Annotated in this window: 12 protein-coding genes and 1 tRNA gene; 11 read left to right on the forward strand and 2 right to left on the reverse strand. The window is 69.6% G+C overall.

Going from position 1 to position 14,418, the window contains the following annotated elements:
- The first annotated feature begins 40 nt into the window (after nt 1-40).
- From ACYVKL_RS20760 to ACYVKL_RS20780, 5 genes are read left to right on the forward strand one after another with little or no spacing between them, the layout of a single operon-like run.
- The gene (locus ACYVKL_RS20760; RefSeq protein WP_213558692.1) at nt 41-607 is read left to right on the forward strand and encodes a TetR/AcrR family transcriptional regulator; all 567 of its coding nucleotides are present in this window, start codon (nt 41-43) and stop codon (nt 605-607) included.
- Nucleotides 608-617: 10 nt separating this feature from the next.
- Complete coding sequence (locus ACYVKL_RS20765) at nt 618-1,493, forward strand: hypothetical protein (RefSeq protein WP_379165385.1); 876 nt, start codon at nt 618-620, stop codon at nt 1,491-1,493.
- Nucleotides 1,490-2,551: a DUF4129 domain-containing protein gene (locus ACYVKL_RS20770; protein ID WP_379165386.1), complete on the forward strand. Its 1,062-nt coding sequence runs from the start codon at nt 1,490-1,492 to the stop codon at nt 2,549-2,551. Before ACYVKL_RS20765 ends, ACYVKL_RS20770 begins: the two co-directional genes overlap by 4 nt.
- Nucleotides 2,548-3,576, forward strand: coding sequence for an AAA family ATPase (locus ACYVKL_RS20775; RefSeq protein ID WP_379165387.1), 1,029 nt, complete (start codon nt 2,548-2,550; stop codon nt 3,574-3,576). Before ACYVKL_RS20770 ends, ACYVKL_RS20775 begins: the two co-directional genes overlap by 4 nt.
- Before the next feature lie 3 nt (nt 3,577-3,579).
- Nucleotides 3,580-4,875, forward strand: a complete 1,296-nt coding sequence (locus ACYVKL_RS20780; protein ID WP_379165388.1) for a DUF58 domain-containing protein — start codon at nt 3,580-3,582, stop codon at nt 4,873-4,875.
- Here ACYVKL_RS20780 and ACYVKL_RS20785 read toward each other — a convergent pair.
- Nucleotides 4,853-5,653: an RDD family protein gene (locus ACYVKL_RS20785; protein WP_379165389.1), complete on the reverse strand. Its 801-nt coding sequence runs from the start codon at nt 5,651-5,653 to the stop codon at nt 4,853-4,855. The genes ACYVKL_RS20780 and ACYVKL_RS20785 overlap by 23 nt on opposite strands.
- A 42-nt stretch (nt 5,654-5,695) precedes the next feature.
- Here ACYVKL_RS20785 and ACYVKL_RS20790 point away from each other — a divergent pair, with 42 nt between their 5' ends.
- Nucleotides 5,696-6,748, forward strand: a complete 1,053-nt coding sequence (locus ACYVKL_RS20790; RefSeq protein ID WP_379165390.1) for a stage II sporulation protein M — start codon at nt 5,696-5,698, stop codon at nt 6,746-6,748.
- Nucleotides 6,749-7,475: 727 nt separating this feature from the next.
- Here ACYVKL_RS20790 and ACYVKL_RS20795 read toward each other — a convergent pair.
- A tRNA-Leu gene (locus ACYVKL_RS20795) sits at nt 7,476-7,561 on the reverse strand.
- Between the two features lie 260 nt (nt 7,562-7,821).
- On the opposite strand from ACYVKL_RS20795, the gene ACYVKL_RS20800 reads away from it, so the two are divergent.
- From ACYVKL_RS20800 to ACYVKL_RS20820, 5 genes are all read left to right on the forward strand, one after another.
- A complete protein-coding gene (locus tag ACYVKL_RS20800) occupies nt 7,822-9,237 on the forward strand; it encodes a DUF3662 and FHA domain-containing protein (RefSeq protein ID WP_379165391.1) in 1,416 nt (471 codons plus the stop codon).
- A gap of 208 nt (nt 9,238-9,445) precedes the next feature.
- The gene (locus tag ACYVKL_RS20805) at nt 9,446-9,913 is read left to right on the forward strand and encodes an FHA domain-containing protein FhaB/FipA (RefSeq protein WP_213558686.1); all 468 of its coding nucleotides are present in this window, start codon (nt 9,446-9,448) and stop codon (nt 9,911-9,913) included.
- Nucleotides 9,910-11,433 (forward strand): PP2C family protein-serine/threonine phosphatase, encoded by a 1,524-nt coding sequence (locus tag ACYVKL_RS20810; RefSeq protein ID WP_379165392.1) that lies wholly within the window; start codon nt 9,910-9,912, stop codon nt 11,431-11,433. Before ACYVKL_RS20805 ends, ACYVKL_RS20810 begins: the two co-directional genes overlap by 4 nt.
- Complete coding sequence (locus ACYVKL_RS20815; protein ID WP_213558684.1) at nt 11,433-12,899, forward strand: FtsW/RodA/SpoVE family cell cycle protein; 1,467 nt, start codon at nt 11,433-11,435, stop codon at nt 12,897-12,899. The genes ACYVKL_RS20810 and ACYVKL_RS20815 overlap by 1 nt, the downstream gene beginning before the upstream one ends.
- On the forward strand, nt 12,896-14,389 hold the full coding sequence (locus tag ACYVKL_RS20820) for a peptidoglycan D,D-transpeptidase FtsI family protein (protein WP_213558683.1): 1,494 nt from the start codon (nt 12,896-12,898) through the stop codon (nt 14,387-14,389). The genes ACYVKL_RS20815 and ACYVKL_RS20820 overlap by 4 nt, the downstream gene beginning before the upstream one ends.
- The last annotated feature ends 29 nt before the right edge of the window (nt 14,390-14,418 follow it).

A 14,418-nucleotide genomic window follows, 5' to 3' on the forward strand; every position in this document is an offset into this window, starting at 1 on the left:
AGTAACAGCTTGAACCGTCCAGCCGGTACAGTCAACCCTCGTGACCACCCGCGACCCCGCCGGCACCCGCGACCGGATCCTCGACGCCCTCGAGAACCTGCTCCTCGACAAGGGCTTGTCCCAGGTGACCCTGGAGAACGTCGCCGCCACCGCCGGCGTCTCCAAAGGCGGACTCCTCTATCACTTCAAGAGCAAGGACGCGCTGCTCGCCGGACTGCTGCGCCGCGTCACCGACCGCGCCGACCAGCAGGTGAAAACCACGATCGAACAGGGCCGTTCGGTCGCCGAGTGGTATCTGCAGGCCCCGCACCCCGAGAACGAGGCCGACGCCGTCGAACTCGCCCTCTACCGCTCGATGCTGGCGGCCATGCGCACCGTCGACGCGCCGCCCGACGAGACGCAGGCCGAGACCGATCGCGCCATCGACGAGGTGATGCGGTCCTGGAAGACCGCCCTGGACAACGAGATCCACGACCCCGTGCACGCCGAGATCGTGCGACTCGTCGGCGACGGCGTCTACCTGCGCGCCCTGATGGGCATCCCGCCGATCGAACCGGAGATGTACCGGCAGGTCGTCGCCCGGCTGCTGGGGCCCGAGTCCGGATAGACTCGGGCGCGTGTTGCCGTCCGCCGCCGACTCCGTCGGTTCGCCGACCGGCTCGGTGGGGGAACCGACTTCATCCGACCCGGCGATCGTCCCGATCCGCCCGATGCAGTTCCGGGAACTACTGGATCTGCCGTTCGCGCTGATCCAGGCCCGGCTCGAGACCCTGGCGGCACTGCTCGGGGTGGCGTGGCTGGCGGCCTCGGCGCTGGCCGTCGCGGGCGCCGTGGCGGCGGCCGCCATCACCGGGGATTCCGACAGCGGCACCTTCTGGGGCGCGCTGTTCACCGGCCTGCTGTGCGCCTGGGCGCTGCGCTTCTTCGTGCGCGGCGTGACCGTGCCGATCGGACTCGATGTCGTGTACCGCAGGCCGTCGACGTGGCGAAGCGCGTTGCGGCAGCTGACTTCCGCCGCCGGACCGCTGCTCGGCTATCAGGCCATGTACACGCTGATCGGTCTCGGGGTGCTGGCCGTGGGCACTCCCCTGCTGTTCACCGCGCCGTTCGCGGTGATCTGGCTGGCCTGGCTGCGCGCCCGCCGATTCACCCTGGCGCCCATCATCTTCGACAGCTCCGCCGGTTACGGCGTCGCGGCCCAGCGCGCGAAACTGCTTGCGAGCGGCACCGAATGGCAGCTGGTCGGACTGTGGCTGTACCTGCGCGGGCTGCTGGTGGTGTTGATCGTGCCGGTGCTGGCGCTGCCCTCGACCATCAGCGACTTCTCCGGCACCCACCGCTGGACCGTGACGGTGCTGATCATCGCGGTCGCGCTGCTGCTGGTGGCGGTCGGCGAGATGGTCGAGTCCGCCACCCAGGTGGTCACCTACGTCGACCGGCGCTGCCGCCGCGAAGCCTGGGACATCCGGGTCCCCGCCGGAGGCGCACGATGAACGACACCCACGACACCCTGCCCGCCGCCGGCGCGCCGCCCGAACCCGCACTGGGCCCGGCCGCCACGCACCTGGCCGCGGCCGAGGACGCCGCCCGGCGCGGGGATTTCGGTGCGGCGCTGCGCGAACGGTATCGGGCGGTCACGCGCGGGCTGGAACAGCGCGGGATCCTCGACGAGGAGCGGGCGCGCACCGCGCGGGAGACCGCCCGCGACGCCACCGCGGCCGTGCCGAACGCGGGTGAACTGCCCTCGGCGGCACACAGTTTCGACGAGGTCGTCTACGGCGGGCGGTACGCCACCGAGGCCGAGTACCGGCAGCTCGAGCAGGCCGACCGGTATTCGATCGCGCCGCCGCCCAAGGACGGCCCGGTCGAAATCACCGAACAGCGGAAAACCCGCAAGACCAAGACCCGTAAGGACAAGCCCGCGCGCGAGCGGCGGGAACTGCCCGAGCTGCTGAAGGATTGGCGACTGTGGACCGCGCTGGTCGCACTGCTCGCCGTGATCGCGCTGGTGTACGTGCTCACCCATCTCGGGCACGCCCCCTCGACCTCGCATCCGCCGAACACGCCGCCCACCCACCAGCCCACCCCGACCCGGGAACCCGACCTGCCGCCGCCGAACTTCGGCGCGGGCGACGATTCCATCTTCCAGCGGATGCCGCACTGGCTGGCCTTCGGCGGCCTGCAGTTCCTGATCGCCTGGGTCGCCGTGCTGTGGTGGCGGGGCCGCCGGCGCGGCGCGATCGTGCGCGAACCGCTGCCGGTGGAGGCCCCCGCCCACGAACTCCTGGCCGGACAGGCCGGGCTGTACCGGAAATCCCGCGACCACGACCATGTGGCCGCGAAACTGCGGGCGGCGGCGCTGCGGCGGCTGCGGCCCGTCCTCGGCGTCACCGCCGACACCCCGGCGGAACTGGTCGTCGCGGCGCTCGGCGCCCGCACCGGCGTGGACCCGGCCGTCCTCCGCGCCGCCCTGTACGACCCGGTCACCGACCGGGCCACCCTGGAACTCGTGGCGGCACAACTCGAATGGATCGAAGCGGAGGTCTTGTGACCGAACTTTCCAAGGGCGCGGTGGACACCAACCACGACCGCACCGTCGTGATCGATGACCAGCGCACGCCCTCGGTGCAGGACGCCCAGCAGGCGCTGTTGGCGCTGCGCACCGAGATCGGCAAGGCCGTCGTCGGCAACGACCACGCGGTCATGTTCCTGGTGCTGGCGTTGCTGTGCCGCGGCCACGTGCTGCTGGAAGGCGTTCCGGGCGTGGCCAAGACGCTGCTGGTGCGGGCGCTGGCCACCGCGCTGGACCTGGAGCACGCCCGCATCCAGTTCACCCCCGACCTGATGCCCGGCGACGTCACCGGCTCCCAGATCTACGATCCGCACTCGGCCGAGTTCACCTTCCGCCGCGGCCCGGTGTTCACCAACCTGCTGCTCGCCGACGAGATCAACCGCACCCCGCCGAAGACCCAGTCCTCGCTGCTGGAATCGATGGAGGAACGCCAGGTTTCGGTGGACGGCGTCCCGCAGCCGCTGCCCGACCCCTTCGTGGTGGTCGCCACCCAGAACCCGATCGAGCAGGAGGGCACCTACCCGCTGCCGGAGGCGCAGCTGGACCGGTTCCTGTTCAAGGTGGACGTCCAATTGCCCGGGCGCGACGACGAATTCCGCATCCTGCAGCGGCACGCCGCGGGCTTCGACCCCCGGGATCTGGCCGCGGCCGGACTGCGGCCGGTGGCCGGTCCCGCCCACATCGCGGCCGCCCGCGCCGCGGTCGCGCAGGTGACCATCAGCCCCGAGGTGCTGGCGTACACGGTGGACCTGTGCCGGGCGACCCGCACCTCCCCCGCCGTCGCGCACGGCGCGTCCACCCGTGGCGCGACCGCGCTGATGGCGGCCGCCAGGGCCTTCGCCTGGTTGAACGGCCGCTCCTACGTCACGCCCGACGACGTGAAAGCCGTTGCGACACCGGTGCTCCGGCATCGGCTGCACCTGCGGCCCGAGCACGAGGTGGAGGGCGTCACCGCCGAGGGCGTGCTGGCCTCGCTGCTGATGTCCGTCCCGGTTCCGGTGTAGCCGGTGGTCGTCACCGGCCGGCTGGCCGCCGCCGCGGTGCTCGCGGCGCTGTTCGTCACGCTGGTGCTGCCGTCGTGGCCCGGCGTGCTGCTCGCCACCCTGGCACTGGCCGCGCTCATCGGCGTCGACCTGCTGCTCCTGGGATCCCCGGGCGCGCTGGAGCTTTCGCGGGAGCCCCTCACCACCGTGCGCACCGGCCGCAGCATCGAGGTGGAACTGGCGGTGCTGAACGGCGGGACCCGCCCGGCGCGCGGCACCCTGTGGGACGACTGGCCGCCGAGCGCGCACGCCCGGCATCGCACGCACGCGCTGAACCTGCCGCCCAACACCAGGATTCGACTGCGCACCGAGCTGGCCCCCGACTATCACGGCGACCGGGTGGCCGGTCCGGTGACACTGCGCCTGCTGGGCCCGCTCGGGATGGCCGGCCGGCAGGTGCGCCGCCAGGTTCCGGCCCGGTTGCGCGCGCTGCCGCCGTTCCGCAGCGAACGGCTGCTGGCCTCCAAGGTCAAGCGGTTGCAGCAGCTGGAGGGCCGCAACACCACCACGATTCGCGGCCAGGGCACCGAATTCGATTCGTTCCGTGAATATGTCGCGGGCGACGACGTCCGCACCATCGACTGGCGCGCCACCGCCCGCGCCAACGACGTCCTGGTCCGCACCTGGCGGCCGGAACGCAACCGGCACGTGGTCATGCTGCTCGACACCGGACGGGTCAGCGCCGGCCGGGTCGGGAACGGCACCCGGCTGGACGCCGCCATCGAAGCGACGCTGCTGCTGGGCGGGCTGGCCGCCTCGGGCGGCGACTCGGTCGACCTGCTGGCCTACGACCGCCGCCTGCGCACCGAGGTGCGTGGCATCGGCGGAAAACGCCTGCAGCTCAAGCTGATGCACGCACTCGCCGGGCTCACCCCCGAACTGGCCGACACCGACTATCGCGGGATGCTGCGCGCCACCCTGCAACGGGCCCGCCGCCGCAGCCTGGTGGTCTGGTTCACCCACCTCGACGCGGCGACCCTGCAGGAGGGCCTGCTGCCGGTGCTGCCGGTGCTGGCCGAACGGCATCGGGTGCTGGTGGTGTCGGTGACCGATCCGGACGTGGCGGCCGCCGCCGCGCATCGATCCGGCTCCGGCGACCTCTACGCGGCGGCCGCCGCCGAGAACGTGATCGCCGACCACGCGGTGGCCCGGGAGACGCTGCGCCGCTTGGGCGTCCGCGTCATCGCCGCGGCCCCCGACGGGCTGCCCGAAGCGCTGGCCGACGAATACCTGGAACTCAAGCGGACCGGAGCGCTGTGACCGGGACCGGCGCCGGAGGCCGCACCGCGAACGGCGGCGGCGGAATCTCGCGCCGCTGCCGCTCGGCGAGCACCGCGCCCAGAATCTGCAGCGGCGGATAGCCGTGCAGGGGCTCGGTGCGCAGGCTCGCGCAGACCGACAGGACCAGGGACCGGCCCAGCCGGTCCTGCACCTCGGGGGTCAGGGTGCGGAACCGCACCAGGTACTGCCGCATCGCCAACGCCTGCGCATCGGACAGACCCGACAGGTCGAGCTGCCGCGCCCAGCCCGTCAGCCACGGCGGCGGCGCGGCCAGCGCGGCGAACGGCAACCGGCTGCGATCGTGCACCACCACGGTCCCCGCCAGTGCGTCCCCGACCCGGCGGGCCTGCGGCGAGCACATCGAGACCACGATGGCGATCAGCCCGGTCCCCAGAATCCAGAAGTCGACGATCCCCGCCAGGCCCCGCGTCACCGCGTGCCGGAAATCGATCGGCCCGCCGTCGGCGCGCACCACGCGCAGCCCGACCGCCATCTTCCCGATCGAGCGGCCCCGCGAGAACGTCTCGAACACCACCGGATACCCGATGAACGCGCACACCAAAGCCACCAGCATGGCCGCGTCCCGCCATGCGGAATCCGCGCCGATCCACACCAGCAGCGCCCGCCCCAGCAGGACCAGCATCACCGCCAGCAGCAGCTGCAGGATCAGGTCCAGCAGGAACGCCGCGGCCCGCGTCGGGATCCGCGCGATGGGCAGTTCGACCGCTACGGCCTCGCCGGTAGTGAAAAGAGCCATGGTGGTTAGCATTTTGTCAGCATTGGCGCAGGAGGGGTACTGATGGATCTGGACGCGTACACATTTGTGCACAAGCCCTCCTGGGATCGGCTGGATCGGCTGGCGGCCGGGGGCAAGCGGCTCAGCGGCGCGGAATCCGACGAGCTGGTGCGCCTGTATCGGGTGGCCTCGCAGCAGTTGGCGCGGTTGCAGACGCGGGAGGCGGATCCGGAGCTGATCGCCGGGCTGTCGGCGGTGCTGACCCGGGCCCGGGGGCGGATTCTGAGCGCGCCCACCGATACCCCGCGCGAGATCGGCTACTTCTTCACCCATCGCTTCCCGGCGGCGGTGTACCGGGCCTGGCCGTGGTGGCTGTCGGTGGCGGCGGTGTTCCTGCTCGGGTCGGCGGCGCTGGCGGCGGCGGTGGCCAATTCCGAGTCGACGCGGCGGCATCTGGGCCTGGACATGAATACAGACGCCTTGACGAAGCCCGGCGGCGAATTCGAGACCTACTACTACGAGCATTCGCACGACGCGTTCGCCGCGAAGGTATGGACCAACAACGCGTGGGTGTCGGCCATGGCCTTGTTCATGGGGGTGCTGGTGCTGCCGGCCGTCTACCTGTTGTTCATGAACGCCCTCAACCTCGGGATCAGTGCCGGGCTGATGGCGGAGGCCGGAAGGCTGGGACCGTTCTTCGGCTGGATCCTGCCGCACGGAATGCTGGAGCTCACAGCCATTTTCGTGGCCGGTGGGGCGGGACTGAAACTGGGCTGGACGCTGATCGACCCGGGCCGGGAGAGCCGGCCGCAGGCGCTGGCGCGGCAGGGCCGGGCGACCGCGGTGATCGCGATCGGATTGGCGGGCGTGCTGCTGGTGTCGGGGTTCCTGGAAGGGTTCGTGACACCCAGCGGACTGCCCACCGCGGTGCGGGTCGGGATCGGGGCGCTGGCCGAACTGGGTTTCCTGGCCTACGTGTTCGGGCGCGGCCGGATCGCGGCGCGAGAGCAGGATCGCATGAGTCGCGCGGCGGAAGCGGGAGATGCCGTGGAGCACATCACGGGCTATTCGCTCGGAAACGGCCCGGAAGCGGTTGTGAGAGTGGCGACTTCGTAGGTCGCGAGTCCGAGGCGCTGGGGCGGCGAGGCCATCGGAAGTGAGTTCCACTGGCCGCAGCGAGTCCGGCTCAGCTGCGGCCAGCGTTGCCGTTGACTCTACACAATCGTTATGGCTACGCAACCTCCGACTTGCCCACCGGGCGTATAACGCGACCAGGCGAAATGCCGCTTCTCCGTAGGGAACTCGAGGCGATCGCTAATTCCCGGCATACCCTTTGCGGGCGGTCTGCGGAGGGCCCTGAAACTATCCCTTCGGTTGTGTTTCGGGACCCGTTTCAACCCATTGCGCGCGATGCGTTCGGAACCCCGTCGTACGGTTTGCCATAAACTCGCAAATTCGCCGCACACCGTCGGTTCAACCCCCGTTAAGCTGGTGTTTCTCCCCTGCTCAGCAGGATTGCCAAGCAGTCGCTTGGGGTCAAACAATCCTCAAGTTTGTTTCCAATGGTTTTAGCTACATGATCATCCGGCAACGCCGGACAGTAATCGGGCGCATACCCAAGACGGCATCTCCCGGCAAACGATTTTCGCCCCCGCGGCGGCCCAAAAACGGCCCCTGGCAACGCCTCTCGAAACCATCCCCGAACAGGGTGTGCGACCTTCGTCACATCCGGCCGCCCACGACCTCGGTCGGCTTCGAACCAACCGCGGTCGACTCCGAACCGGGAGAACCGGGTGCAGACAAAGAAGAAGGCCCCGATCCGGTTGGATCGGGGCCTTCCTCGTGGTGGGCGAGGGGGGACTTGAACCCCCACGTCCTTACGGACACTGGCACCTGAAGCCAGCGCGTCTGCCATTCCGCCACTCGCCCGAGCGACGAGAGAAACGTATCACGGGGTTTGCGCCAAAACGAAATCGCCTGGTTATCAGGGGTGCGACCGGGTCGTCACGAGGTGAGCGCGACGCGGGAACCTCGGCTCGCCGCCAAGAGTTACAGGTGTGGACGATCGTGGATATCATGCAAAGACCGTGTCCTTCCGGCGACACGCCATGCCTGCGTGTTGCATTCCGGGATGCTCCACGCATGTCTATTGGCAGGTCAGAATCGACACGACCCGGGAAGGAGGGGCGATGGGGTTTGTTTCCCGTTTCGAGCGCCGCCTCCAGGGCGCCGTCGGCGACGTCTTCGCGCGCGCCTTCGGCGGCAGTGTCGCTCCCCAGGAGGTCGAGGCCGCACTGCAGCGTGAGGCCGGCGACCATGTCCAGGATCTGGGCGGGGGACACCTACTGGCTCCGAACAGCTATGTCATCACCGTCAACGAGTCCGATCTCCGGCAACTCGTGCACGGTGAAGGACAATCGGATCAGCAGGTCGCCACGGCGGATTACCAGCTCACGGTGCGCGCATTCGCCAAACATCTGCAAGACCACATCCGTGAGCAAGGGTGGCAGACCTACGGCGAAGTGCACGTGGAGTTCGAGGCATCCCCTACGCTGCACACCGGACAGTTCAGGACACGCGGCCGGGTGGATCCGGACGCGGGCAGGCGGGCCAGCCCGTCTGCGGGCCCTGAACGCCCACAACGACCCAACCCGCAACCAGGAGCTGGCCCCATGACGCAGAACTCAGGCTACGACCCAAGCCGTGAGCCCGCGGAGTCCGATCCGCGGAATCGCGGGTACGCGCCCCCGCCTGCGAGCCGCCCCGGTCAGCAGGGTTACGGCGACTACGGCCACGGGCAGCAGCCGGGCTACGAGCAGGGCGGCTACGGCCAGTCCGAGCAGGGCTACGGCGAGTACCAGAACGGCTACGACTACCAGCAGCAGGGCGGCGGCTACGGCGCCCAGCAGCCGGGCGGTTACGCCGAACAGGGCTACGGGCAACAGCAGGGCTATGCCGCGCCCGACCAGGCCTACGGCCAGCAGCAGGGCTATGCCGACCCCGCCTACGGGCAGCAGCAGGGCTACGAGCAGGGTTACGGCGACCAGGCCGGCTACGGCCAGCAGCAGGGTTACGCCGACCCGGCCTACGGCCAGCAGCCCGGCTACGGCCAGCAGGGGTACGAGCAGGGCGGCGGCTACGGCCAGCAGCCGGCCGGTTACGCCGAGCAGGGGTACGGCCAGCAGCAGGGTTACGGCCAGCAGGGCTACGACCAGTACCCGGAGCAGGCCGGCTACGGCGACCAGCAGGGGTACGGCCAGGCGGGCTACGACCAGCAGCAGGCGGGCTACGGCGCGGCGCCCGCGCGCGGCGCCTCGGGTTACTCGGCCACGCTGCAGCTGGACGACGGCTCGGGCCGCACCTACCAGTTGCGCGAGGGCAGCAACATCATCGGCCGTGGGCAGGACGCGCACTTCCGGTTGCCCGATACCGGCGTTTCGCGGCGCCACATCGAGGTTCGCTGGGACGGTCAGACCGCGATGCTCTCGGACCTCGGTTCGACCAATGGCACGCTGGTCAACGGGTCACCCGTCCAGGATTGGCAGCTGGCCGACGGGGATGTCATCCGCGCCGGACATTCCGAGATCCTGATCCGGATCGTCTGATCCCGTAAGCTCGCGGTGCAGGTCACGATATGGCTAGGAATTCCTCGGTCGTATCGTGATCGCAACCGGTCGACGGCCCTATGATGCTGCCATTACTCGCGGCGGACTCGGGTCGCGCTGACACGCAACACACCGGTTGGGGGTCACGGAGTCATACCTCCGTAACTGCCCCGTACCTACGACACGGTCGAACAGGAGGTGGAGCACCGTGCAGGGATTGATCCTGCAATTGACCCGTGCGGGGTTCCTGCTGCTGTTGTGGCTGTTCGTGTGGGCGGTGCTCCGGACCCTGCGCAGCGATATCTACGCGGCTTCCGGCCTTCGGGTCGCGCCTCGGGCCGCAGGCGGTTCCGCGGTGCTCCCATCTTTTCGCCGGGGCCAGAAGGGCGCCAAATATCTCGTGGTGACTCAGGGTTCTCTCGCCGGCACCCGCATCTCACTCGGCCAACAGCCGGTGCTGATCGGGCGCGCGGACGACTCCACACTGGTCCTCACCGACGACTACGCCTCCACCCGCCACGCGCGCCTCTCGCCGCGCGGTGAGGATTGGTACGTCGAGGATCTCGGTTCCACCAACGGGACCTACCTCGACCGGTCGAAGGTCACCACTCCGGTCCGAGTTCCGCTCGGCACACCGGTCCGTGTCGGCAAGACAGTGATCGAGCTGCGATCGTGACACTTGTTCTCCGCTACGCAGCGCGTAGCGACCGTGGTCTCGTCCGGGCCAATAACGAGGACTCCGTCTACGCAGGTGCGCGACTGCTCGCGCTCGCGGACGGCATGGGCGGCCACGCCGCCGGTGAGGTCGCCTCGCAACTGATGATCGCCGCGCTGGCGCATCTGGACGACGACGAGCCCGGCGACGATCTGCTCGGCAAGCTGAATCGCGCCGTGCACGAAGGCAATGCCTCCATCGCCGACCAGGTCGAGGAGGAGCCGGAACTCGACGGCATGGGCACCACGCTCACCGCCATCCTGTTCGCCGGACGCAAACTCGGCCTCGCGCACATCGGCGACTCCCGCGCCTACCTGCTCCGAGGCGGTGAGCTGGCCCAGATCACCCGTGACGACACCTTCGTGCAGTCGCTGGTGGACGAAGGACGGATCACCCCGGAACAGGCCCACACGCATCCCCAGCGCTCGCTGATCATGCGGGCGCTCACCGGCAACGAGATCGACCCCACCCTGGTGGTGCGGGAGGCTCGCGCCGGGGACCGCTACCTGCTCTGCTCCGACGGCCTCTCCGATGTGGTCAGCGACGAGACCATCGCCAACACGCTGCGCGAGGGCACCACCGACGAGTCGGCCGACCGGCTCATCGAATTGGCGTTGCGCAGTGGCGGTCCCGACAACGTGACCGTGGTGGTCGCCGACGTCATCGACCTGGACTACGGCCAGAGCCATCCCATCGTGGCGGGCGCGGCCTCCGGCGAGGACGAGGACACTCCCCCGCCGAACACCGCCGCCGGCCGGGCCGCCGCCATGCGCCCGCCGCGCGCCACCCCGCGCCGCGCGGTCCCGCAGCCCGAGCCCGAACCGCCCAAGAAGAGCCACAAGCTGCGCTGGCTGGCGCTGTCGCTGGCCCTGCTGGTGGCCGTCGGCGCGGGTCTCACCGTGGGCTACAACATGATTCGCAGCAACTACTACGTCGGCGTGGACGGCGAGAAGGTGGTCGTGCTGCGCGGCCTGCCCGGTTCGGTGCTGGGCTACTCGATCCGCGAGGTGGATCAGGTCGGATGTGTTACCCGCAGCGGCGAATTGACGCTGGCCGCGCCCAGTGACAAGTTCGCGAACGGCTGTGTCCCGCTGACCCGCGAGGCGCTGCGCCCCAGCGGCCGGGACTCGGTCGACAAGGGCCTGCCGCCGGGCTCCCGCGACGACGCCATCAAGCAGATCCGGAACCTGGTGTCGACCGAACTGCTGCCGCCCTGCGACGCCAAGTCGCAGACCGCGCCCAGCAACCCGACGCCGACGCCGGCCCCGCCCGCCGACCCCAACCAGCCCGGCGCCGCGGTCACCACCACCCCGGCCGCGCCCAACGCCGTCCCCGGCGGTCTCACCGGCGGCGAACGCACCGGCGAGAACCACCCGCTCGAGCACAAGTCGGACCAGCCGAACCCGCCGACCACCACCGCGCCCACCACCTCCACCACGGCACCGCAGAACCCGGGGCAGAACTGCAGGACGGCGGACTGATGTCCGCACCGGCACCGCCGTCCACTGGGGCCTTCCCCAGTCCACCCGGCGGATTCGCTCCTGCGCCGCCGCCCGCCACCCGGCGCAATGTCGAGTTGCTGTTGCTGGGGCTGGCGGCCCTCATCACAACGGTGTCGCTGGTGCTGGTGGAGGCCAGTCAGGAGCAGGCGATCACCTGGGAGATCGCCAAACTCGGTGCCGCGTACCTGGCCCTGTTCGGTGTCGCGCATCTGGCGGTGCGGCGGTTCGCGGCGTTCGCGGATCCGCTCCTACTACCGATCGCGGCGCTGCTGAACGGGTTGGGCCTGGTGGTGATTCACCGCGTCGACCTAGCGCAAGCCCAGGACGCCGCCTTCGCCAACCTGCCCATCCCCTCCCCCGACGCCAACCAGCAGGTGCTGTGGACGGGGCTGGGGATGGTGGTCTTCATGGGGTTGTTGATCGCCCTGCGCGACTACCGCAGTCTGGCCCGCTACTCCTACACGGTCGGCCTGGCCGGGTTGGTGGCGCTCGCGCTGCCCGCGCTGCTGCCGGACCGGTACTCGATGGTGAACGGCGCGAAGATCTGGATCCGGCTGCCGGGCTTCAGCGTTCAGCCCGGTGAGTTCGCGAAGATCGCGCTGATCGTGTTCTTCGCCGGGGTGCTGGTGTCCAAGCGCGACCTGTTCACCGGCGCGGGCAAGCACGTGTTCGGCATGGAACTGCCGCGCATGCGCGACATGGGCCCGGTGCTGCTGGTGTGGGTGGTGTCGGTGGGCGTGCTCGTGGTGGAGAAGGACCTGGGCACCTCGCTGCTGATCTTCGCGACCGTGCTGTGCATGCTCTACGTCGCGACCGAGCGGGTCGGCTGGGTGGCGGTCGGGCTGGTGCTGCTGGCCATCGGATTCGTGTTCGCCTACAACGCCTTCGGGCATGTCCGGGTGCGGACCGCGACCTGGCTGCACCCCTTCGACGACTACTCGAGCACCGGTTATCAGATCTCGCAGTCGCTGTTCGGGCTCGCCACCGGCGGGCTCGCGGGCACCGGGCTGGGCAGCGGCAACCCGTCGAAGGTGCCGTTCGCCAAGACCGACTTCATCATCGCCGCCATCGGTGAGGAGCTGGGCCTGATCGGCCTGACGGTGATCCTGCTGCTGTTCTGCATCTTCTCGGTGCGCGGCATCCGGACCGCGCTGGCGATCCGCGACAGCTTCGGCAAGCTGCTGGCCTCCGGGCTGGCCTTCACCATCGCCATCCAGGTGTTCGTGGTGGTCGGCGGGGTCACCAAGCTGATTCCGCTGACCGGTCTGACCACCCCGTTCATGTCGTACGGCGGTTCGTCGCTGCTGGCGAACTACGTCCTGCTGGGAGTGCTGATCAAGATCTCCGACGCGGCCCGCCGCCCGGCCCCCGCCCGCAAGCGGGCCGAGCCGATCGCGGACGCGTCGACGCAAATGCTGCGCAAGGTCGAGGGAGGTGCGGCGTGAACACGCCTCTGCGCCGGGTGGCGCTGGCGGTGATGGCGATGATCGTCGCGCTGCTGATCAACGCCACCTACGTGCAGGTCCAGATCGGCCCCATCGGCAAGGCCGACAGCCTGCGCAACGACCCGCGCAACGATCGCGTCCTGCTCGACGAGTACGCCCGCCAGCGCGGCCAGATCTCCGCCGCCGGAACGGTACTCGCGAGCTCGGTGGCCACCGACGACCGCTACAAGTACCTGCGCACCTACCCCACCGATCCGATGGCCTACGCGCCCGTGACCGGCTTCTACTCGCTGCAGAACGGCAACAACGGGCTCGAGCACGCCGAGGACTCGGTGCTCAACGGTTCCGACAACCAGCTGTTCGGGCGGCGGCTCATCGACCTCATCTCCGGGCGGGACCCGCGCGGCGGCAATGTGGTGACCACCATCAACCCGATCATGCAGAAGGTCGCCTACGAGCAGCTGACCGCGAAGAAGCTGACCGGTTCGGTGGTGGCCATCGAGCCGAGCACCGGCCGCATCCTCACCATGGTGTCGACGCCCTCCTACGACCCGAACACCCTGGCCGGGCACGACGCCGGACGGGTCGAGGACACCTACAAGCAGCTGGACAAGGACACCGGGCGGCCGCTGATCAATCGCGCCGTCTCGATGACCTATCCGCCGGGCTCGACCTTCAAGGTGGTGGTCACCGCGGCCGCGCTGTCCAACGGCATCGCGAAGCCCGAGGACCAGTTCACCGCCGCGCCGCGCATCACCTTGCCCGGCACGCAGACCACGCTGGAGAATTACGCGGGCAGCCACTGCGGCCCCGGCGACGCCCAAACCGCTTCGCTGACAGACGCTTTCAAGTACTCGTGTAACACCGCCTTCGTCGAGCTCGGTATCAAGGTGGGGACCGCGAAACTCAAGGACGAGGCGAGCGCGTTCGGGATCGGCAAGGATCTGCACAACAGCATCCCGATTCCGTGGACCGACAGCACCGTGGGCGACATTCCGGACAACGCGGCGCTGGGACAGAGCAGCATCGGACAGCGCGATGTGGCCCTGACCCCCTTGGACAACGCGGTCATCGCGGCCACCATCGCCAATGGCGGCGTGCGGATGAAGCCCTACCTGGTCGACCAGTTGCAGGCGCCGGATCTCAGTACGCTGAGCACCACCAAGCCGACGTCGGTCGGTCAGGCGGTGACGCCGCAGGTGGCCACGCAGATCACCAATCTGATGCTCGAGTCGGAGAAGAACACGCAGGGAGGGTCGCAGCCGCGCCCGTATCAGATCGCGTCGAAGACCGGCACCGCCGAACATGGAACCGATCCGCGCAACACCCCGCCGCACGCCTGGTATCTGGCGTTCGCGCCGGCGCAGAACCCGAAGATCGCCATCGCGGTGATCGTCGAGAACGGCGGCGACCGGGCCCTGGCCGCGACCGGCGGCTCGGTGGCCGCACCGATCGCGCGGGCTGTGCTGGACGCCGGGCTGGGGGGCTGAACGATATGAGAGTGCAAGGTAGACAGGGT

This window comes from Nocardia tengchongensis, from assembly GCF_054781395.1.

Bases quoted from the DNA above. Each gene is read 5' to 3' on its own strand.
- ACYVKL_RS20785 (WP_379165389.1), bottom strand. From the start codon at position 5,653: ATGGCTCTTTTCACTACCGGCGAGGCCGTAGCGGTCGAACTGCCCATC.
- ACYVKL_RS20770 (WP_379165386.1), top strand. From the start codon at position 1,490: ATGAACGACACCCACGACACCCTGCCCGCCGCCGGCGCGCCGCCCGAA.
- ACYVKL_RS20815 (WP_213558684.1), top strand. From the start codon at position 11,433: ATGTCCGCACCGGCACCGCCGTCCACTGGGGCCTTCCCCAGTCCACCC.
- ACYVKL_RS20790 (WP_379165390.1), top strand. From the start codon at position 5,696: ATGGATCTGGACGCGTACACATTTGTGCACAAGCCCTCCTGGGATCGG.
- ACYVKL_RS20800 (WP_379165391.1), top strand. From the start codon at position 7,822: ATGGGGTTTGTTTCCCGTTTCGAGCGCCGCCTCCAGGGCGCCGTCGGC.